The sequence below is a fragment of the Njordella aestuarii genome (assembly GCF_056494165.1).
The window spans coordinates 3,234,956-3,254,541 of record NZ_CM151397.1 but is presented as its reverse complement, the minus strand read 5'-3'; the positions used below and the strand labels follow the sequence as shown (position 1 = coordinate 3,254,541).

Below are 19,586 nucleotides of genomic sequence, written 5' to 3'. Positions count from 1 at the left end.
CTACTGGTCATCGAGCAATGCTCGCGGGAATACTTAAATGCATTCAAATGGATTTCTAACAACAAATTCGATTTCAAATTTATCCACGCTATGTCAGACGATTTTGTTGCTGTCTCTAATGTTTTTGCAAATGCGTGCAAGTGCGCAGGAGGCAAAAGATGATGATGAAACACAGATCACGAATAGCATTGGCATGAAGCTACGGTTAATTCATGCTGGGACTTTTGAGATGGGTTCACCAACGACAGAATCTGATCGCGATGACGATGAGACACAGCATCAGGTTACCCTAACTCGAGACTATTATTTTGGGATAACTGAGGTGACCCAAGAGCAGTGGATGAATGTAATGAACACCAGTCCATGGATGGGTGAAGATTCCGTAAAAGAAGGCGCGAATTGTCCAGCGACTTGCGTGACCTGGAGTGATGCGGTGAAGTTTTGCGAAGAACTTTCACTGAAGGAAGGCAAGTCATATCGCCTGCCGACAGAAGCAGAATGGGAGTATGCTTGTCGAGCTGGGACTGCTACGGTCTACAGCTTCGGAAATTCGTCGAATAGTTTCAAAGATTTCGGCTGGTTTATAGAGAATGCATGGGATGTCGGCGAGAGATATGCACATTTGGTTGGAGAGAAAAAACCAAACGCGTATGGTTTGTATGACATGCACGGCAATGTCAATGAATGGTGTTCAGATCGGTTCGAGATGTATCCATTTGGCAGTATCAGTGATCCGAAGGGTGGTGCCAGTGGTTTGTCGCGGATCCTGCGAGGCGGATGCTGGTTTGATAGCGCAGGGGAATGTCGTTCGGCGAGCCGAACCAAGGCAGATCCTGATTACACTGGCGTGACTATGGGGTTCCGCGTCGCGATGGCTCCTGATAGCTAGCGATCTAGGAATGCCACTGGAACTAGTACGTCCTAAGATGCAATGCTTTGATCGATAGTGGCTTCTAACGGCCCGGATAACTCCTGTCATTCAAATAAGACATCCGACATCACCGTACTCAGATATAACATGTTGTTACGTGAATCGAACTGGAAATAGTTGAAGACAATTGAGTGAGAGTCGCACCTGAATAGAAGCTGAGCGCCGAAGATTGGGGCATTGCACTACGAGACGCCGGAGTCAAGATTCGAGGGAATCGACTTGCTTATCAAGATGGAGTTGCAAGGCGTCGTCTGCCTCCGAAAGAACAGTTCCTTCCATTTGTTCGACTTAAAGATACCGAGCCAGCTTCCCAAGATACCGTCGTTGCCGTCGACGATCCTCAGCCGGAGGCCGTCGATAATATCGACCTTGACCTCGAAGACCAGATTGATGAGCGATCGACTAAACCGAGCGAGCTTCCGGTTCGCTCACGGCGGTTTGGGATCGGCAAAGAGATCGGCTATGCGGTGTATGTCCATCGAGACTACGAAGAGGTTCTCGGCGAAACAGTGGCATGGGCAAAGCGGCATTTGCCGGAACAGTTCGACTATACCGTCGTGAAGCTTAATCACCGCAATGATTCGGTTTCCTTTATTTACTGCCCCCACTTCGATCTTGAAGATGAACCAGCGATCCAGGCCATCATCGTTGTCAGCGCTGACGGGATCGCTCAACGACGCAACACTCCTTCCGATCCGTACATCTACCACCACAAATGGCTGTTCGTGGCAGACGACTACGCTGGGTTCAATGTTGAACAAAGTAAGCTGCGATCAATGCAATGGATTGCACTCGACGGAGTCGATCGATCGCGTATCGGCCGGAAAAGCTATTGGGAACAGCATGTGGTGCCAAGAATGAGTGAACTCGTAACAAATCCGCAATATGACTCAATAGAGGAGCTGGAAGATCTCTGGGTACGCAGCGCCGAAGCTCGCAAAATATTAAAGCTCTCTACATGCGACCTTGCTCATAAACGAGAAGCCTGCGAAATCGAATCGAAGAAAGTCGGCAATACTTATTTCTACAAATTGCCGAAAGTGGAAGACGACGCGAGGCACATGTAAGCGAGCCAATCTGTCCGAAGTTCGTGTTAGCAACGAGAAAGTTGGAACGCAGATCATCTACCTCAGCTGGCTCGCGCCGGGATATAGTATTCAAGTGTATTAGCCCCTGCTCGACGGCATACGTACGCAGGCAGTCGCTTTTCAATAGCCGGTTGCTCTCAGTCATCCCCAGCCTCACGCTTCAAATTGTTTTCGGACGCCGGATAGAATTCAATACCGACCAGCCCGATCGATACGAGCTTTGATCCTTCGAATCTTAAGAGTATGGGATCTTCCCATCGATAGCCTACTAGCATTGTTTTGCCGTTGCCATTCACGCGGATGAAGCCATTCGTAGTCGGAGCGTTGTTTCCCCAATCGATTGAACAATACAGTTGCCCATCGGTTATCTTAATCCTCATAATCTGCTCCTTTGAACTTCTGTATTCCCCGATGATTTGGCTGACAGAAAGACGCTTGACAAAGACCACATCGTCCAGCACGGTCACTTCAGAAATCGTATCGAGTTCAGGATCCGTTTTTGTCACAAATTCTTGCTGATCAATCGGTTGCCAGAAGATGTACTTCTCGCCAATCACTCTCAGCTCGCCTACACTGCATGGTGCCCCGTTCGCCCAGTCGAATACGGTACGAACTCCTTTTTCTTGGGGAAGAACGGTAAGAGTCCTTCCTCGATCGTTTGTGAACCATCCGGCGATCCGGTCTACCTTTCTATCGAATTCGTTGCTATTAGACTTAGAGGTGGCTGGTATCTGCATCAAATCTGAACCGGATCCTGCATTCGAATCATCGGCTGATAATCGATCGCTTGATTCTTCTATGATTTGCAGTTTTGTCTCCGGAGGAGTTTGTATCTCAACGTCCGTACCAGACGGAACGCGAATCGTCGTTTCGATTCCATTCTTGTCTCTCAACAGGATTACAATCACTGCCAGCATGACAAGGCAAGCGGAGACCGACGCTAACCTCCCATTTAATGGAGGGACGCGAAAACTGGAAAACGATGTTTGTGTCCCGTTCGGCGGTCCGCTTCTTTTCGTTGTAAGGCTCGGACGCAAACCTTGAGAGACGCTTAAGTTCAACTCAGTCCTCGCAACTGGAGCTGTGCAATCCCCACCTGGCTCGATTAGCGAGTAAATGGTTTTGAATTCGGCGCTAACTTCGATCGCACTACTGGGACGTTCCAAAGGTTCTTTGGCCAGTAACCGCATCAGCAAAGACTCGAGACACGGATGAATATCAGGTACAAGTGAACTGATCGGTTTCGGATCTTCGTAAACAATGCTCACGAGGATCGCACCCAGACTTATGTACTCGAACGGTGGTGTGCCAGATAACAGGTGATAAAGCACGCTTCCTAGGCTGAAGAGGTCAGAGCGATGGTCCAAAGGTTTACTTAGTGCTTGTTCGGGAGACATGTAAAGCGGTGTCCCTAGAATCGAACCGGACAAGGTCAAATCGGCCTCTTTTTGAATAGGCTTAACCAGGCCAAAATCTAGGATCTTGATCCGACCAGTATTGCTCTCGAGCCAAAGATTGTCGGGCTTTATGTCGCGATGAATCAGCAGTTGGGAATGAGCAGCTGCTAGCCCTGATGCTACTTGACGCCCAATATCAACAACTTCAAGTTGCGATAGCTTACCGAGGCGAGTTAATCTTGATTTTAGCGTTTCCCCTTTCAGCAGTGGCATCGCGATAAAGGGTATTCCGTTCTCCTCCCCAACTTGAAAAATGCTGATGATATTATCGTGCTCGATCGCCGCTGCAGATTGTGCCTCCCTGAGAAACCGTTCTTTCAATGCAACGTCGAAAACCACAGACCTTTGCAATACTTTCAAGGCTACAGCCCGCTTCAATCGAACATCCACTGCCTGAAAGACTAAGCCCATGCCTCCTTTACCAAGCAATTTCACAATTCGATAACCACCTATTGTTCCACCTTCCTGCAGCCCAAATGGTGCAATCTGATCGGGATTCAATTCTTCCGAATCCATATTTAAGACTGTCAAGTCAGTTGCGATTTCTTGCGACTTAGCTTCGGTACAATTTACCGTTCCAAGGCGACTCAACAATTCATTGGCGCCAGCAATCAACTTCGTTATCGCATCTTTCTCTTCCAATGTTTCCGTGAACGGTTCTGTCGTAGTTGTCATTTTGCAGGTTAAAACCAGCCACTTGTTTGCGAGTCAAAACCAGCCAATGAAGGTGGTTAATTAAGTGGACTTTGGACGCTGTTTTTAACTCGATGGATTCTCTGTTTTTGCGGTTGCCGTAGCTCCAGCCGGTTTGCGAGTTTGGCTGGTTTTGGAAGAATCAGCCTTACTGAACTTATCGGCTGCTTGGCCTCGAAGTCTGTAGCTTCGCCCCGTGATTTCGATCACTTTGGCACTTTGCAAAAAGCGATCTAGGATCGCTGTCGCGCTCGGTACATCTCCTAGCAATTTTCCCCAATCCTCCAAAGGCCGATTGCTCGTCATCATCGTGCTGCGGAGCTCGTGGCGACGCATCACTATCTCGAACAAGTACTCGCCACTACCCTTGGGCAAATGCTTCATCCCCATGTCATCCAAGATCAATAGGTCTGGTTTCAGATAACGATTCAGAATGCGATCATGTCCCTCAAAAGCTTCGTCATGTAAGAAGTCTCGTGTACAATCAAAGATACTTCGGTAATATACCGTGTACCCATCGCGAATCAGTTGACGACCAATCGCTTGAACTAAATGGCTCTTGCCAACTCCGGGTGGTCCGAGCAACAACGCATCTTGCGCCTTGCGAATGAAATCACCGGCAGCTAGATCATAGAACTCCTTCTTTTTGGTGGCAGGATTGAATTCGAAATCAAAATCATCCAGCGATTTCAAATCTCGAAAGCAAGCTTGTTTGGTCCAGCGTTCGATCTGGCGGTCACGTCGCACCACCAGTTCATCTTGTAGAATCGTCTCCAAGAACTCACTATGATCTAGTCTTGTCGACTTCGCTTCCTCTAGCCGTACATCCAATGATGTCGCGAGACCGCTCAAGCGTAACTCTTTCAACTGTTCACGCAATCTTCCGTTCATCGTTCCCTCCTGAAACTTTCTAAAGAACTAAGTGAATAATCCGACAGCGGACGAATGATCGGATGTTCTTCGATGAAGTCCATCTGCAACTGTTCCTCCGCTGCCACCTTCTGCTTGAGCAAGTTGCGAAGCGACCGCAGTCGAAAAGCGCCATGCGATAAAGCGATCTTGCAAGCAGTTTCCAATTCGCAACTGCGGTGTGTTCCCGCCAGCCGCTTAAGCCCTACGAGCACACGCACGCCCTCGACACCGCGAGCGGCCATCATCGCTTCACTCCAAGCCTTTGTATGGGGGCCAATGGCTGCCGTTTGACGCAGTAGCGCATCGGTGCCACGTTCGACTGAAGAGACTTTTTCCCTGGGAATATGAGCATTATCGGTGCGAAAACGACCTGGTTCACACTTGCTATGTGTGGCGATCAATGCAAAACGCTCATTAAAAATGCGTACCAAGCGAGCATCCCAACGCACCCACAAGCGACGACCGACATACTCCGGTGGTGTGGAGTAATACGCTTTATCGACTTCTAAATGACCATCGCGCGAAACGCTGCGACGAGCTTCCTTGAAGTTGACGAATCGTTCACTTGGAAGCGGAATCAAAGCCGCTTGTTCAGCTTCATCGAAACGTTTCTTGACTTGTTCTTTGGTGGTACCGTGGATGCGTGTATCAGCAACTTTGGCTTCCCACTCTAAAAGGAAGTTGTTCTGCTCTACAATACTACTGAACCGCCGCGCCTTGAGTGCGTTGTTCTTGGCGAACTTGACGCTGCTTTCTACCTTGCCCTTGTGCTGTGGCGTGTAGGGCTTGGTCGGAACAATCACGGTCCCATAGTGAGCGGCAAACGATTGCAACTTAGGATGAATCTCCGGATCGTACCAATCGGCTTGCTTGACTGCCGCTTTCAAGTTGTCGATCACTAAGCGTTTAGGGACACCTCCAAAGTAATGCAACGCATTCTCGATGGCACTGATGAAATTGTCGGTTGTTTGGCGATAGACTACTTCACTGTAGGCCTTGCGCGAATGGCTCAGTACGATGCGAAACATCCACGGTCGCCGCTTCTTACCTTCGGAGTTGAAGATCAGTGCGCCAGTACCAAAGTCGATCTGAGCTTCTTCGCCTGGTTCGACTTCCATGCGTCGATGCGGAAGCGGTGTTGTGAGGGCAAGCGTTTTAACAAAGCGATACACGCAATGATAGCTGCCTGTAAAGCCATGTTCGGCTTTCAGATCTTGGAGAATCCGTTGCACGGAAAGCCCTACTTCGAGCTTTGCTTTAATCGTATCGGCGAACTGTATGCACGAACTTCGCGGTCCGCTTTGAGCGCCGCCGAGGTTGTGCGATTGGGGCTGAGCCCAATCGCCTGAGCCGGTTTGCGAGTTTGGCTGGTTTTGGGTTACGTCGGCTATTAATTGATGAACAAACTTGCCGACCGTTTCGCGATTGAGCTGTAGAATTTTTGCGATTTGGCGATTGGAATGCCCGCTACGATGCAGGCTTGCAATTGCGTTGATATTGGCCATAGACGTGTGATTCGACATGCTGGGTACCTCCAGCACTAATCGTGCTTGGAGGCCCCCACAAAATCGCTCCCAAGTGGCCGGTTTTCACCTGCAAACTACTGGCTGGTTTTGAGTGCAAACTGACACGTCAGCAGCATATTCGTCGTTCATTCTAATCTTGTAGTGTTGAACCTTCAAAACTAGGCTATGGTTCGATCGTGAATCCCGATCGTGATGTCATGCTCAAGTCGGCCAAACGTTCGTGTTTACCGGCCCAATGAATGATCAAAGCCCGGTGCAGGACGGCTTGAACTCGGATTGTGAGGGCTTTCTAACTTTCTTGATTTTGCATTTCGTCGATCAGCGGCCAAAGTTCGTCGATATCGTCTTTAAATAGGTTACCAATCAAAACATCGGTTACGAGACCTTTCTTATCCGAATTTTGGCGAATGAATTTTCCGAAGCTTAGACCATTGTAAAACTCACAGACAAGTCTTCGCATACGGTCCATGCCAGCAACAAAGTCAGGTCCCCATTTGCCAAGTTGCGAAGCAGAGAGATCATCGTTCTTGAGCCCTTCACAGATTGCATCCGCAGCACTCGCCCCGGACTTCAAGGCGAGCAGCACACCGGAAGAATAAAGTGGATCCAAAAACCCGAACGCGTCCCCTACCAGTACCCAGCCATTTCCAGCAACTTGTTTGGACCGGTAAGAGTATTCTTTTGCCGCGTGGTAAGATTCAACTCTCATTGCGTCCTTGAGTCGTAACTGAGCACCAGGACATTTTGCTAGTTCCGACGAATAGATGGATTCAAGATCCGTCGTACCGCGTCCTTTGAGCAGATAATCGTAGGATGCTACGACCCCAACGCTCACGATCCCATCTTGCAGCGGGATGTACCAAAACCAACCTCGTTTTCCTTCGAGCTGCATTACGATTGTTGCCCCCTCGTCTTTTCCCGAATCGCGAAAGGCATTCTTCCAATAGGTCCAAATGGCGGCTTTCTTGAGCTCGGCATCCCACTCCCGAAGTCCCAGTCGAGCTTGTATGAGGCAACTTTGACCGGCTGCATCGACTATCACTTTCGCGTAGATTTCATGAATGTGTCCGCTCTCATCCATCACGCGCACTCCAACAGCGCGATCGGCTTCAAAAATGACCTCCGTTACTCTAACTCCCTCTTGCACGTCTACAGAATGCTCGCGGGCGTTGTCGAGCATCATCTGGTCAAATTCTTGGCGGTTTACTTGCCAAGTCTGCGATGACTCGTGACTCCGGTGATCGTCAAAATAGAATGGTTCCGAAAGTCGACCTTTTTCTGACACAAATTGCACGCTGTGTTTCTTGATGAAAGAACTATTCTTCATCTTGGTGAGCATACCGAGTCGCTCCAGTACCCAGTATGTCTCTGGGATTAGAGACTCCCCGATGTGGTATCTTGGAAACCTCTCACGCTCGAAGAGTTTCACTTTGTAGCCAGCTTTTGCGACTAAAGTCGAAACGGTCGTTCCAGCCGGACCGCCGCCTATAACAAGAACATCCAAGTCCGTCACGTAAGAGCTGCCCATTGCTTTATCCCTTCACTACTGAGTGCATTTTGAAACAGCAAACGAGCCCCCATGTTAGTCGTTTAAACAAGTCTTGTCGCGACAACTAGCTCGTGTATGTAGCTGTAGACAGCCGATCCTATACACTCCATTCATACGTGGCTCGCGAAGGCGGGCGACCTGAACATCTGCACCTCAGTCACGATGTTCCGATTTAGAAAGATGCGACATCGCGCTAATTCCTCAATTTTTTAGATTGCCTCCGAAACACTACTCGTATATCTTAGTAGCGGCGTTTTCGTGCACGCAAACACTTCTTTATGCGTAATCCGGGTTCACTGCATTGTTTTTTCTGCGAAACAATAGCGATTCCACGAGGTGCAGTTCTGCATTCAGGGATTGTCGTAGACTGGTTTTGCTTACGCTGGTAACTTCGGCAATACTTTGTACTTTCACGTCGAACTCCTTTGCGTTTTGTCGTCATGCGGTCAGCGACATTAATGAATTCAAGGTCACTTCGTTTCATGCGTATTCGGACGATCAACTCTTGTTGATGCCAGCGACGTATTGGGTTTATAAAGATGGCAAGATTGGCATCAGCTATCAGCGCCCTTTAGTTCCCTGCGAAGGGCCAGGCTGCAAATCTAAGCAGCCAAAACGGAACTCGCTCCTCGCAACCAACACGAGTCCCACAAACAATACTCAGCAAGACGTTATAGGACTCTCGATCGCAAATAGGTTTACCGATTCTGAAGTTCTCTATCGTCTCTCTGTGACTGCAATGCGAATTGAGAGCAGTCTTCTTCTGCCGCTGCATCGACCGCCAATCTTCGCTTCTTAAGCAGAGTAATCTCGCTCTGCCGCTCGAATTCATCGAGCAAAATCGCCTTGGATTTTGTCGATTAGTCCGCAACATGATTTAGCCTTAGCGCGAAATCCTGTGCGCTCTAGCCATCTCGGCATGACAACTTCAATCCAGGGACAGAACTATGCCTGGCTAGCAATCCTCTGCTTTTTCTGTGCAGTGGCTTGTTAGGCCAGGTTAAGGCAAGCCATGCCGATAGTTCGCCAGCGGGCATATCGATTAAATATTATCTCTTTAGGCAAGACTATGAAAAAAGCTAATCTAACACTCATTCGATCTGGGTTTACCCTTGTAGAACTCCTTGTTGTAATTGCCATTATCGGCATTCTGGCAGGCTTGCTGCTTCCGGCCATTCAGCAGGCGAGAGAGTCAGCAAGGCGAATAAATTGCACTAGCAACATGCGACAAGTGATGCTCGCGAACCACTCGTACGAAGCTGCCTACAAGGTCCTTCCAGCCGCAATGGTGACACGCACTTACAACGCGACTTCACGACTCCCTCAAACGGTGTCCGACATATCTTTGCATGCGAGAATACTGCCTTTTATCGACCATGCAAATGTCTTTAACTTAATTGACTTTGATACGACTTATTCTTCCGCAAAAAACGAGCTACCACGCAAGAAAAGCCTCGCGATCTTCCGCTGTCCATCCGATCCCGCAAGGTTCATTCCACGATCTGTCGGCGGGCCTAACAGCTACTACGGTAACTCGGGCACAATCCCTCTTTACACTCGTACCCACTCAAGTGCAGCAGCGAATGCCAATCTGAAAGATCATGACGGAGTCTACTATCACGATTCCTTTCTGCCTTTGGCCGCAATCCTCGACGGAATGAGCAACACAGTGGGCTTTTCTGAGCGAGCCATTGGTGACTTCAGCAACCAAATAGCGACTATTAAGTCGGATACATTTTCGACTGGAACGTATCCGGCGACTGGTGAGGAGGCGATACGCGACTGCAATGCAATTGATCCCATGGATCTAAGTCGTCAGGGATTCTCAGACATCGGTGGACCTTGGATTCGCGGCTATCACTCTACAACTACTTACTATCATATCAATACACCTAACCAAAGATCGTGCATGTTTCCTCCCGGTCGAATTATGACCACTGCATCTAGCCACCATCATGGCGGAGTGAACGTTGTCTTTTTAGACGGTTCCACTCGTGCTGTAACGGACGCCATTGATCGCGAAATCTGGCAAGCATACGGGACTCGGGGTGGTATGGAGTCGCCTCTGAGTAGTGGCGAATAGTGTTAATTCTTCATTTCTTCCGCTCAGTTTGAAAGGAATTTTTAACGATGAAGCCGTTCATGAAATTGGCGATCCTAACGTCGTGTGCAATCTCAAGTTTGATTTGTAATCCAACCACGGCCCAAGAGAAGACGAGGACTACAATGGGCTGGGATGCCGCATTAAGCAATCAGCACACTTGGCAACAGATCGCTGTTCCAATCAGTGGGCAGATTCAACCGTTGCCAGAATGGATTCGCATTCTATCTGGGAAAATGCCAAAAGCAGCAGCGGCATTTATTGAATTAGATTTCGCCCATCGGCAGTTAGGGCCGGTGGATCTCCGGCTTCGCAATGCGTTGCGCTTCACGTCAGCATCGCTGAATGGATGCAGCTACAACAAGACGATTGCGATAGCTGATGCAAAGCGAGCAGGAGAAAATGCCGAACGTCTGAAAGCACTTGAGGACGGCAGTCTGCGAGGCTGGAGTGAACCCGAGAAGCATGCGATTGAGTTTGCACGGGCAATGACCCTTGATTCTGCCAACTATCCAGATAGCGAGTTTGAAAAACTGGTCACTTCTTTTAGTGAAGAAGAAGCGGCCGCCATGGTGCTTCACCTTGCTTATTACAACTTTCATGACAGGCTCATGATTGTGTTAGGTGTACATGACGGCTCGCAGGATGCAAATCTGGTTGCTGCCGATGTCAAGTTCGAACACCAGTTCCCGGCCTCCGATACTAAGAAATCGGCTTCCCCAACACCGAATAAGCAAGTCGCGACTGTGTCGGGGTTAAATGAGAATGTTGTTTCCCATGCATCGACTCACACGTGGCTAGGATATGACGATCTACAGGTTGAGCTACAAAAACAAAGAGAGCGAAACCCCAGGCTTGCACCACCAGATTGGGCCGAAATCGCGGAGCGTTTACCACCAGGCCTAATGGACAATCCCAGTGACATCGTGTGGTATCAGCTATCCTTTGGGTACGCGGCTGAACTCGCAATACCTTTTGAGATCTATCTTCGTGAAGCCGGTTCCGAGGTAGGCCGAAACTGGGACTCTCTTTTTGGCGGAAGCCTGTTCTGGCTCGTTACTGACGCAATGAAGTGCCCTTATTGCATGGGCCATTGCGAAATGAATTGGGAAGTTGCAGGCTTATCGAAAACTCAAATCGCCGATCGTAGCCGGGCACTTTCAGGAAATGATTGGAGCAACTTCACGGCAGGTGAACAGATTGCACTAGATTTCGCGAGAAAGCTTACTGTCTCACCGCAACAAATCAGCCCTGCCGACTTAGACTCGCTTCGAGAAGCATTCGGTGAGGAACGCGCATTTTACATTGCTTTAAATGCGAGCAGATACAACTACATGACACGAATCAGCAATGGGTTTCAACTTCCACTTGAGCGCGATAATGTGTTCTGGGACTATTACGGCCTACCGAAGCCAGCTCGCTAAACTTCCATTTACCACAAACATTTTCAATTAGACCATCGGAGAAATTAACATGTTCATTTCAAAACGACCGCAGCGCATATCTGTAGTTCTACTCCTTTTTCTCATTGGTTCCACTACACCATGGCTCAAGGCGCAAGAAACCGTTGGGGACACCAACATAAACACTCTAAACCACGACCAGGATTTTGAATTGGTCATCGATAACTTGGTCCAAGAGCCGCGATCAACACCGTACACGCGCCGCGCGCTAAAGCAATACATTGAACATTTGAAAGTACGGACGCCTCGAATTCCATTGCCAGAACAATCTACTACTGAGGAGCAACTGGCGATCAATGACGGGCGAATGGCAGGTTATGAGGGGCAGTTGCGAAGTCTTTACTTAGATGGAAACGCGACGAACGGCTATATGGTCTTCGGTGGGCGACCCATTTCAAAAAGTAGTTCCGCTACTGAGGGAACGCAGCAGCGGACCGGTCGCGCTAGTAATCAAGTAGCCGATCCCAATTTGTCACTCGACTATGCCTTCAAAGTGCGCATGTTTTGGATTGCTGCTCGCGCGAATAACTGCCAATACTGTTTAGGACATCAAGAGTCCAAATTGCTGGCAGCCGGAATGCTCGAAGATGAGATCGCTGCGTTGGACTGCGATTGGTCGAAGTTTCCAGACAGCGAGCGTGTCGCATTTGACCTAGCGTTAAAATTAACTCGCGATCCACACCTGCTTGAAAGTCAAGATATTGAAGCTTGCCGCGAGTTTTATACAGATCTTCAGATACTGGAGATGATTGGTTCGGTGGCAGGAAACAACGCGATCAATCGTTGGAAAGAAGGAGCTGGAATCCCTCAATCGACCGGCGGTGGCAACTTTGGTCGCCAAGGTTCTGATAACATATCTAGTTCGAATAATTTGCATTCGTACCTGACACCAACATCGGTTGAATATGCGACGAAGCCATCGAAGATAGTTGCGGTCAGTGAGTCAGATTTGAGAAACTCCGATGTGGCATTCACGAGGGTAAATCGACCAACGCTTGAAACAGGGAGTGAGCTGGAAATGAAGCTCAAGCGAGTCTCCGAACGCGAGCCACTTTTGCCACTTATATCAGAAGAAGAGGCTCGGAAACTGATTGGCGAAACGGACGTTAATTCTTCTGTACAACAGTGGAAGCGATTACTCCTGAATTTCCCCGTTGCAGGCAAACGATTAATTGACGCGATCGAGTCAAGTCGCGCGTCAACGGAGATATCACCGAATCTTCAATCAAAGATAAATTGGGTTGTCGCTAGACAGGATCGAGCATGGTACAACGCCGCTTTAGCGCTCGAGGAAATGCATGCGCAAGGCATATCCAAAGAAGAGATCAGCGTCCTCGACAATGATCTATCATCTCCAAATTCGGTGATGGAAGATCGAGAACGATTTCTGCTCAATGTTGCCGTAAAGCTTGCTGCATCACCAATCGTTCTGAGTGACAAGGATGTCGCAGATGCGGTTGAGAAAGCTGGTCCGAAGGCAGTCACACAGGTGATAAACTACACCGCTTATCGAGCCATGTTAAACCGCATCACGGAAGCTGCTCAACTATCGAACTGATGCTTTCAGTCGAATAAAACACATCGTGGCATACTCGTTTTCAAACTGAGGTAATTGATGTATCCACTGACCCATTGGCGAGTGCTTCTCGTAATTGTTTTCGCGGCAAGTCTGGGACATGCAGAAGATTTTCCGGCGCAGGAAAACTCGAATCTTTCTACGAACGTCAACGCCCAGGAGTTTGGAACAACTGGCTTGAGTGAAGATGAATTAACGTACTGGAAGAAACGCTCGCAAGAGGTGATTGGATCTGAAGATCTTCAAAGACAATTGAAAGTCGAACTAGACAACAAGTTCAGTCAAGGTAACGAACCTGAAATTATTCGTATGCTGAAGGCAGTCGTTAGTGGCTCAGCCATAGGTGCAAATGACGGATGGTTTGGTCCCGGAGAAAGTCTCTATGATTGGAATTGGCTATGTGAGACGTTCAAATCGTCCAACGGCGACGGCATTTTGAAGTCGGAATTTGTCGGACTAGAGAGCTATTTTGCCGCGGTCGACAGAGATGGTAGCGGCTTGATTCAAGCAAATGATCTCGACTGGTCTGCAGATTCTGACTGGGTCAAAAAAGCAGGTGCACTCAACCAAATTTTCCGATCAATTGATCTTGATGGAGATAATCGAGCTAACAGACAAGAGCTGCTAAAATTCTTCGATATCATACGAGGAAATGAGTCTGAATTCTCGTCAGAAGCACTCCGTGATTTTGTATTGCGGGGACGGGCCAACTACGTTCAGGGCGACGCTCCTACGCCAGATCGACTTCTGCAAGGTTTATTCAACAATGAAGTCGGCTCGATCCATCAGGGGCCACGTGTTGGAGATAGAGCGCCAGCCTTTCAATTGTCGACTCAGGATGGAGCTCAGAAAATCGTACTTGAAGAACTAATTGGGGCAGAGCCAATTGTGTTGGTATTCGGAAATTTTACTTGTGGCCCATTCCGAAGAAATTTTCCGGAAGTCGAGGACGTTTATCAGCGATATCGAGACAAAGCCAAATTTATCGGAATCTACGTCCGAGAGGCACACCCAACAGACGGATGGATAATGGCAAGCAATACAGACCGTGGAGTGCATTTTGCGCAGCCCAAAACATATACCGATCGCGTTGCAATCGCAACTGTTTGCCACACGAGTCTCAAGTACACAATGCCGTTGCTTGTTGATTCTATAGATGACGTTGTGGGGAATGCTTACAGCGGAATGCCAGCAAGAATGTATGTGATAGACACCAACGGAACTGTTACATACAAAGGAGGTCGCGGGCCATACGGTTTCAAAGTGGGCGAACTAGAACAATCGCTTGTGCAGACATTATTGAACGGTTTAACTAAGAGCGTGTCCCGAAATTGACGTGTGCATAAAAAAATCGCTATGAAACCGTTGTGAAAAAATCCCATAACGGAATACGGAGTCATAGCGATGGAACGCCAATATCCCAGCGACCTTACCGAAAATCAATGGCAGTTGCTTTTTCCTCTTCTGCCACCGCAGCCCCCTTTGGGACGCAAACCTATTGATCGCAGAGTCATTATCAATGCAATTCTTTTCATCAATCGAACTGGTTGTCAGTGGCGTCAATTGCCAAAAGACTTTTCCAAATGGAAAACCGTTTACAACATCTTCTGGAATTGGCGGATGTCGGGGATCTGGCAAAAAATCCACGATTGTCTGGTTGCGAAAGACATTTCAATCTGAAGCATTTCCGTTTGCATTTGCACTATCCTTTTCGATTCTTGATACACTACATTGTAAAAAGATTGAGAAATTGCATTACATTTGGTCGCACCACTCCTCTCGCATCCGATGGCTGCCATGTGCACTAACTACATCCCACGCATTTTCTTGCACTCTTTCATTCTTGCAATTTTGTTGCATGCCACTTCTGCGGCAGCCCCCGTCGTCGATCAGAAACCGGAGTTCTTGGGAGATTTCTATTTTGTTGACGAAGCGGAGCAGGTGGACCCACCACTTCAATTGCTTGCCACGAACATGAAATTGTTCGTTCCCGGCAGCTCAGCACGGGACTATTCCGAGTATTTAACGGTTACCTATAAGGTTTTGAACCGATCGCAACGTGACACTTTCAAAGTCGCAGTCGTCGGCGAGAATCTGACGTTCTTTAGCCAAGGGGAAGTTCCGTTTTCTCGTTCGTATGTAAAGCAAGACATGCTACCAGGCGAGATTGCGAAACGTCTTCACGGGAATTTTAGGTCCATCCGGGATTATCGTGGGTAGAGATCTAATCCGCCGCAGTGGAAGTAAACTGCAATCTTGAAGTTCTCTACGTTGCGATACCCGCCTACTCGCCTTTTGATCGACATGATCTTACTGTTCATCCCTTCGGCCACTGCGTTCGTGATCCGATGCGTACAGTAACTGACTACGTTGCCCAGGCGTTCTTTGATCGTCCGGGCTACGGACTTCATCGGCTCAAGTTTCGTATGGATCACGCTGCGATACCACTTGTTAAAATACTGCGTCGCTGTGCTCGCATCGCACTGGTCCCAAAGTCCTCGAAGAATCTCTTTGGAGCACCAAGCTTTCGCTGTTTGCATCGTACCATGATAAATCGAGGCGAACGTTTCGCTTTGTGCTTCGCTCAAACTCTCTTCGCCTTTGAGCCACAAGTATTTTGTCTTGCTAAGACGATCATCTCCCAACGACAGCAACGAGCGATGCTCTTGCCGACGCACCTTATCAACCGCCTTATTCGCTAACTGCATCACATGAAATCGATCATGCACGATCTTCTCTTCAGCAAGGGGAATTGTTTCTTTGGTGGCTCGCACAAAGCTCGGGCTCATATCCATAGCGATCGCTTGTACTGAAGCGATTTGATCCTCAGAAAGCTGAGAAAAACAGGCTTTTGCACTCTCGACATCATGCCCTTCACTTATAGCTTCGACCGTACTGTTTTGCAGATCGTAGAGCATGGTCACATAGCTATGACCTTTGCGAAAAGCTTTTTCGTCGATACCAACGTGCGGGATTGGTTTGGCTTGCTTGCGAGCTTGGCCACGCTCGACAGCACGCTGCAGGATGTTCCAGGCTTGGTCCCATTTAATGTCTAAGATGTTCATGGCTCCTTTGACCGTTTGCGTTGCTCGCAGCACGTCGATTGCCAAACGTTCGAAGAGCAAGGTGAACCGGCTATGCTTTTCTGCCCAAGGCACCGCGACATTCTTGATACCATGCGTGGGACATTGGACGCGCGGAACACGTGCCACAAGGATTGTTTTAAATTGACACGAATCCAAATGCCGCCAGCGTCGCTCTTCGGCATGATCATAGCATGCGCCAGTGTGAGCACACTGCGAGCATGAGAATGTTGCTTGATCTGGGTGGTTTACTCGAACGACAATCTCTTTGGCTACTTGATCCAGAACGACTTCTTGAACAAACCAAGGATTGTTGAGTCCAAGGATGTGTTGGTACAATTCTTTGTCTTGCATGGCTGATTTCCTCCAGCCCAGATTCTACCAACTTCACGAAATTACCGGATGGACCGAATTTTAACTATTACTACGATTCCACCACGATACCAATCAATACTTTCGAAGTGAAAGTTGCTCCAAATGATTCGACGTTCATTGAGGTCCGATATCAAAACTCACGTAACAACTTCTGCAACTACTACGACGATGTTTGTATCTTTCATTTCTGGTTGAACCCTGAGTTTGGTGGTGACATTACGATGGACTTTGACATCGCCAATACGCTGGATACGTCCGTGATCGACACTCAAAAGAAACCCGATCTTTTGGGAACACAACGTACCTTGTTTTCTAATGAGCTGAGCCGATCAGATGTGGAAGACAATGTCATTTCAATTCGATTTCCTTTTGTCCAGGAAGAAGAAGTGGGGCCGAGTTTCTCCGAAATGTGCGGCGGCCTTTTGTCGTTTGTCGACAATGCATTTCCTCGTAATAGTTTGTTTGGACTTGGAATCATTGTAGGACTAGTACTTATGGCACTAGCACAAGGGTTGCTTCGACGTTTTGGCAGGACATCGCTGACAACTGAAGTCGCTCGGACAAGCAATACAAACTCTGTCTAATACCGGCCCTGTTCCCGCGGCCCAAGAACGCGTTGGTTTCGGCGGGAGGACCTATAGCACTTGGTAGCGTTTTTGCACTTGAATGCCACTTTGGTAGACGCGTTTGTGGGGCTACTGTTGGGCCACTATCGCGTTATGTAAGCACGAAGCTTTTTCAGCATTGAATTGACCAATCGCATTGCAGCAACGATGACGAAAATTAAAGTCGTAGTTATCAAGGCAACTACAATCACACCGAGTAAACTGCCCACGTTCCAACCTCGGATCGCTACTGCAACAAAGTGACCAACGATGATTCCAAAGAATCCGCACACGCTGGCCAGCAAAAGCTTTCGGTAAAGCAATGCGGAGGCTATTCCGAAAAGTAATCCGATCGCTGGCAGCCCGAAAAATCCAAAAAGCCCGCTCGTCAGAAGCAAATCGAAAGTAACGTAAAGAGCAGACACGATAACGCTGAGAAATACAAAAATTGCAGCTTTCTTGTTGTTTCTAGAGTCATTCGAGGAAATCTCGTCCTCCGGTGAAAGCACCAGAGAAGTTTGTTCAGCTTTGGGTGGCGAGTACGGATTGTCGATATGCATGTGACTAATTCTAACATCAAACATTGGTGTCATGCCTCTGTGTTTCTCTTGCTCAAAAATCAAAGTGCGCCAGGTGCGTTGGGTACTTTTGTTAATTTCCATGCGCGCATATGGAAGATAACAAAGTGACCCACCACAAGCCGGCGCAATCTGCAAAATCCCAATGTTGTTGAGGGTTTTTCGTAGATGGTTGAGTTACTCAATTTCGTCAGTTTTTGATAGTGAAATTCCTTCGAAAACCTTTTTGTTTCGGTAGCGCCCGAAGTTGCGTTTGGAATGAGCAAAGCGAGTTTGCTTCTGTTTTGAGAATCGTAATTGGCTGAGATCTCCTACCCATGTTCGATAGGCATCAAAGATCTCTGTTGAGGTGACGTCTAGCTCGGAAGATACATCGCAACAGTCGGATATGATGCGCCTCAATTCGTCAGAACTACCATAGCAAAAGCGAAAATTTAACTGCACGAAGAAAAAATCCGCTGACTTGCAATCCGTATCATAGTGAATCCAATTTATCGCAAGGCGATCCACCAGAGTCGCTGGACAAGGCGAGTGATGATCCGAAACTCAATCCGAAACTGGACCGCGTGCAGTCACATTTTTTTGTTCAAGGACGATCTCATCCAATTGTCGTTTGAGCTTTCTGTTTTCTTCTTGAAGGTTCTTGAGCATCACACCGACCTGGAAAAAACACATTGGAATGAAGCCCAAGAATGCCAGTAGCCCTGCATTATGGCTTCCGGTCATGAATCGACCGGCGACGTTAGCAGTAACTGCGATAAGGGAAAGCCCACCACAAAGAATGGCTGGTATCCAAGGTTTTAATTTCTCACGCATCTATGACCCCTTTGTATTACTTTCGACCTGTCTGACCATGTAGAGTGAGCCTCCACCTTCGGCATCTGCAGCGTAGACGGCCTGGTTGAAGCCAAACTTACAGTAGACCGCACGAGCTCGTGAATTGCTCTGCTGTACCTCAAGTGTAAGTTTACAACAGTCCGTTTGCTTTGCCTCGTCTAGGATTGCGACGAGCAACAAACGACCGATACCTTTCCCTCGGTAAGCTGGATCAACAAAGAAGTCACTAATATTGATCAACGGCCTAGCGGCGAACGTTGAAAACCCACGAAAACATGTAGCAATTCCGCATGGTTGCTCGCCGACAAACGCCAGAAAGACCAGCGTAGTCGGGTGCGCGCGTAGTCCGGAAATCAGATTACTGCGAGCGAAATCGAAAGAGGCTTTGCGTCACCCATCGGGTCGACGGAATATGCGTCCATCATTTCAAGAACTGCACACTGATGCTGAGGGTTACACAAGTCAGCTTTGACTATTTCGATTTCTTGCATCGATGCTATCTTGCTTCACATTTGTTCTAGGAATTGAATCAGGCCTTACCAAGCAATGCGCGCAGAATCTCGCGATGGCTATTGAGTCGATATTGAGTTGGAACGTTAGCTGCGTTGCGAGGAACAAATACCAGCACCGCAAGTGAAGCTAGCGAAGCAGGAGCAGACAAAGCTGCGAAGCGCCCGTAGTTTTCCGTCCCTAAGAAGCCAAGGAAGAATAGGAAAAAGAGAAATCCCAATGGAGCAAAGAATCGACGATCATAGGTTTTGTTCATAATTAAGCCTTTCCTGCTGTGAATTTAAGGACCGGTTTCGCATTTA

At 48.2% G+C, this 19,586-nt stretch carries 19 protein-coding genes; 9 read left to right on the top strand and 10 right to left on the bottom strand.

Going from position 1 to position 19,586, the window contains the following annotated elements; all coding sequences use genetic code 11:
* Positions 1-37 precede the first annotated feature (37 nt).
* Together SH451x_RS12790 and SH451x_RS12785 are read left to right on the top strand one after the other, a co-directional pair.
* Positions 38-889, top strand: a complete 852-nt coding sequence (locus SH451x_RS12790; RefSeq protein WP_479362843.1) for a formylglycine-generating enzyme family protein — start codon at positions 38-40, stop codon at positions 887-889.
* A gap of 509 nt (positions 890-1,398) precedes the next feature.
* The gene (locus SH451x_RS12785; RefSeq protein ID WP_479362842.1) at positions 1,399-1,998 is read left to right on the top strand and encodes a hypothetical protein; all 600 of its coding nucleotides are present in this window, start codon (positions 1,399-1,401) and stop codon (positions 1,996-1,998) included.
* Between the two features lie 158 nt (positions 1,999-2,156).
* On the opposite strand, the gene SH451x_RS12780 is transcribed toward SH451x_RS12785, so the two are convergent.
* The 4 genes from SH451x_RS12780 to SH451x_RS12765 all read right to left on the bottom strand — a co-directional run bounded on the left by SH451x_RS12780 (position 2,157) and on the right by SH451x_RS12765 (position 8,135).
* Entirely contained in the window at positions 2,157-4,151 is a 1,995-nt protein-coding gene (locus tag SH451x_RS12780) for a serine/threonine protein kinase (protein ID WP_479362841.1), read from the bottom strand.
* Between the two features lie 84 nt (positions 4,152-4,235).
* Complete coding sequence (gene istB / locus SH451x_RS12775; protein WP_479357412.1) at positions 4,236-5,060, bottom strand: IS21-like element helper ATPase IstB; 825 nt, start codon at positions 5,058-5,060, stop codon at positions 4,236-4,238.
* The gene (gene istA / locus SH451x_RS12770) at positions 5,057-6,604 is read right to left on the bottom strand and encodes an IS21 family transposase (protein ID WP_479357414.1); all 1,548 of its coding nucleotides are present in this window, start codon (positions 6,602-6,604) and stop codon (positions 5,057-5,059) included. The genes istB and istA overlap by 4 nt, the downstream gene beginning before the upstream one ends.
* A gap of 292 nt (positions 6,605-6,896) precedes the next feature.
* A complete protein-coding gene (locus SH451x_RS12765) occupies positions 6,897-8,135 on the bottom strand; it encodes an NAD(P)/FAD-dependent oxidoreductase (RefSeq protein ID WP_479362840.1) in 1,239 nt (412 codons plus the stop codon).
* A 1,090-nt stretch (positions 8,136-9,225) separates the two neighbouring features.
* Between SH451x_RS12765 and SH451x_RS12760 the strand changes: the two genes are divergently transcribed.
* From SH451x_RS12760 to SH451x_RS12735, 6 genes are all read left to right on the top strand, one after another.
* Positions 9,226-10,239, top strand: coding sequence for a DUF1559 family PulG-like putative transporter (locus tag SH451x_RS12760; protein WP_479362839.1), 1,014 nt, complete (start codon positions 9,226-9,228; stop codon positions 10,237-10,239).
* Positions 10,240-10,286: 47 nt separating this feature from the next.
* The gene (locus SH451x_RS12755; RefSeq protein ID WP_479362838.1) at positions 10,287-11,681 is read left to right on the top strand and encodes a carboxymuconolactone decarboxylase family protein; all 1,395 of its coding nucleotides are present in this window, start codon (positions 10,287-10,289) and stop codon (positions 11,679-11,681) included.
* 49 nt (positions 11,682-11,730) lie between these two features.
* Positions 11,731-13,278, top strand: a complete 1,548-nt coding sequence (locus SH451x_RS12750; protein WP_479362837.1) for a carboxymuconolactone decarboxylase family protein — start codon at positions 11,731-11,733, stop codon at positions 13,276-13,278.
* 57 nt (positions 13,279-13,335) lie between these two features.
* Positions 13,336-14,631 carry a deiodinase family protein gene (locus SH451x_RS12745; RefSeq protein WP_479362836.1) on the top strand — a complete coding sequence of 432 codons (1,296 nt, stop codon included), beginning with the start codon at positions 13,336-13,338 and terminating at the stop codon, positions 14,629-14,631.
* 69 nt (positions 14,632-14,700) lie between these two features.
* Positions 14,701-14,976, top strand: a complete 276-nt coding sequence (locus tag SH451x_RS12740) for a transposase (RefSeq protein WP_479362835.1) — start codon at positions 14,701-14,703, stop codon at positions 14,974-14,976.
* Between the two features lie 117 nt (positions 14,977-15,093).
* On the top strand, positions 15,094-15,516 hold the full coding sequence (locus tag SH451x_RS12735; protein WP_479362834.1) for a hypothetical protein: 423 nt from the start codon (positions 15,094-15,096) through the stop codon (positions 15,514-15,516).
* On the opposite strand, the gene SH451x_RS12730 is transcribed toward SH451x_RS12735, so the two are convergent.
* Positions 15,504-16,733, bottom strand: a complete 1,230-nt coding sequence (locus SH451x_RS12730; RefSeq protein ID WP_479360537.1) for an ISL3 family transposase — start codon at positions 16,731-16,733, stop codon at positions 15,504-15,506. The two genes, SH451x_RS12735 and SH451x_RS12730, sit on opposite strands and share 13 nt — an antisense overlap.
* Before the next feature lie 107 nt (positions 16,734-16,840).
* On the opposite strand from SH451x_RS12730, the gene SH451x_RS12725 reads away from it, so the two are divergent.
* A complete protein-coding gene (locus SH451x_RS12725; RefSeq protein ID WP_479362833.1) occupies positions 16,841-17,338 on the top strand; it encodes a hypothetical protein in 498 nt (165 codons plus the stop codon).
* Positions 17,339-17,463: 125 nt separating this feature from the next.
* Here the strand turns inward: SH451x_RS12725 and SH451x_RS12720 are convergent, their stop codons facing one another.
* The 5 genes from SH451x_RS12720 to SH451x_RS12700 form a co-directional block, all read right to left on the bottom strand.
* The gene (locus tag SH451x_RS12720) at positions 17,464-17,952 is read right to left on the bottom strand and encodes a hypothetical protein (protein WP_479362832.1); all 489 of its coding nucleotides are present in this window, start codon (positions 17,950-17,952) and stop codon (positions 17,464-17,466) included.
* Positions 17,953-18,483: 531 nt separating this feature from the next.
* A complete protein-coding gene (locus SH451x_RS12715) occupies positions 18,484-18,753 on the bottom strand; it encodes a hypothetical protein (RefSeq protein WP_479362831.1) in 270 nt (89 codons plus the stop codon).
* Positions 18,754-19,098, bottom strand: a complete 345-nt coding sequence (locus tag SH451x_RS12710; RefSeq protein ID WP_479362908.1) for a GNAT family N-acetyltransferase — start codon at positions 19,096-19,098, stop codon at positions 18,754-18,756. It abuts the gene before it with no gap.
* A 29-nt stretch (positions 19,099-19,127) separates the two neighbouring features.
* Entirely contained in the window at positions 19,128-19,265 is a 138-nt protein-coding gene (locus SH451x_RS12705; protein WP_479362830.1) for a hypothetical protein, read from the bottom strand.
* 38 nt (positions 19,266-19,303) lie between these two features.
* Positions 19,304-19,540: a hypothetical protein gene (locus SH451x_RS12700; protein ID WP_479362829.1), complete on the bottom strand. Its 237-nt coding sequence runs from the start codon at positions 19,538-19,540 to the stop codon at positions 19,304-19,306.
* Positions 19,541-19,586: the final 46 nt, after the last annotated feature.

Excerpts from the sequence above, each read along its gene's own strand:
- SH451x_RS12700 (WP_479362829.1), bottom strand. The coding sequence starts at position 19,540 with ATGAACAAAACCTATGATCGTCGATTCTTTGCTCCATTGGGATTTCTC.
- SH451x_RS12760 (WP_479362839.1), top strand. The coding sequence starts at position 9,226 with ATGAAAAAAGCTAATCTAACACTCATTCGATCTGGGTTTACCCTTGTA.
- SH451x_RS12720 (WP_479362832.1), bottom strand. The coding sequence starts at position 17,952 with ATGACACCAATGTTTGATGTTAGAATTAGTCACATGCATATCGACAAT.
- SH451x_RS12790 (WP_479362843.1), top strand. The coding sequence starts at position 38 with ATGCATTCAAATGGATTTCTAACAACAAATTCGATTTCAAATTTATCC.
- SH451x_RS12745 (WP_479362836.1), top strand. The coding sequence starts at position 13,336 with ATGTATCCACTGACCCATTGGCGAGTGCTTCTCGTAATTGTTTTCGCG.
- SH451x_RS12780 (WP_479362841.1), bottom strand. The coding sequence starts at position 4,151 with ATGACAACTACGACAGAACCGTTCACGGAAACATTGGAAGAGAAAGAT.
- istB (WP_479357412.1), bottom strand. The coding sequence starts at position 5,060 with ATGAACGGAAGATTGCGTGAACAGTTGAAAGAGTTACGCTTGAGCGGT.
- SH451x_RS12735 (WP_479362834.1), top strand. The coding sequence starts at position 15,094 with ATGTGCACTAACTACATCCCACGCATTTTCTTGCACTCTTTCATTCTT.
- SH451x_RS12730 (WP_479360537.1), bottom strand. The coding sequence starts at position 16,733 with ATGCAAGACAAAGAATTGTACCAACACATCCTTGGACTCAACAATCCT.
- SH451x_RS12715 (WP_479362831.1), bottom strand. The coding sequence starts at position 18,753 with ATGCGTGAGAAATTAAAACCTTGGATACCAGCCATTCTTTGTGGTGGG.
- SH451x_RS12765 (WP_479362840.1), bottom strand. The coding sequence starts at position 8,135 with ATGGGCAGCTCTTACGTGACGGACTTGGATGTTCTTGTTATAGGCGGC.
- SH451x_RS12755 (WP_479362838.1), top strand. The coding sequence starts at position 10,287 with ATGAAGCCGTTCATGAAATTGGCGATCCTAACGTCGTGTGCAATCTCA.
- SH451x_RS12750 (WP_479362837.1), top strand. The coding sequence starts at position 11,731 with ATGTTCATTTCAAAACGACCGCAGCGCATATCTGTAGTTCTACTCCTT.
- SH451x_RS12705 (WP_479362830.1), bottom strand. The coding sequence starts at position 19,265 with ATGCAAGAAATCGAAATAGTCAAAGCTGACTTGTGTAACCCTCAGCAT.
- istA (WP_479357414.1), bottom strand. The coding sequence starts at position 6,604 with ATGTCGAATCACACGTCTATGGCCAATATCAACGCAATTGCAAGCCTG.
- SH451x_RS12740 (WP_479362835.1), top strand. The coding sequence starts at position 14,701 with ATGGAACGCCAATATCCCAGCGACCTTACCGAAAATCAATGGCAGTTG.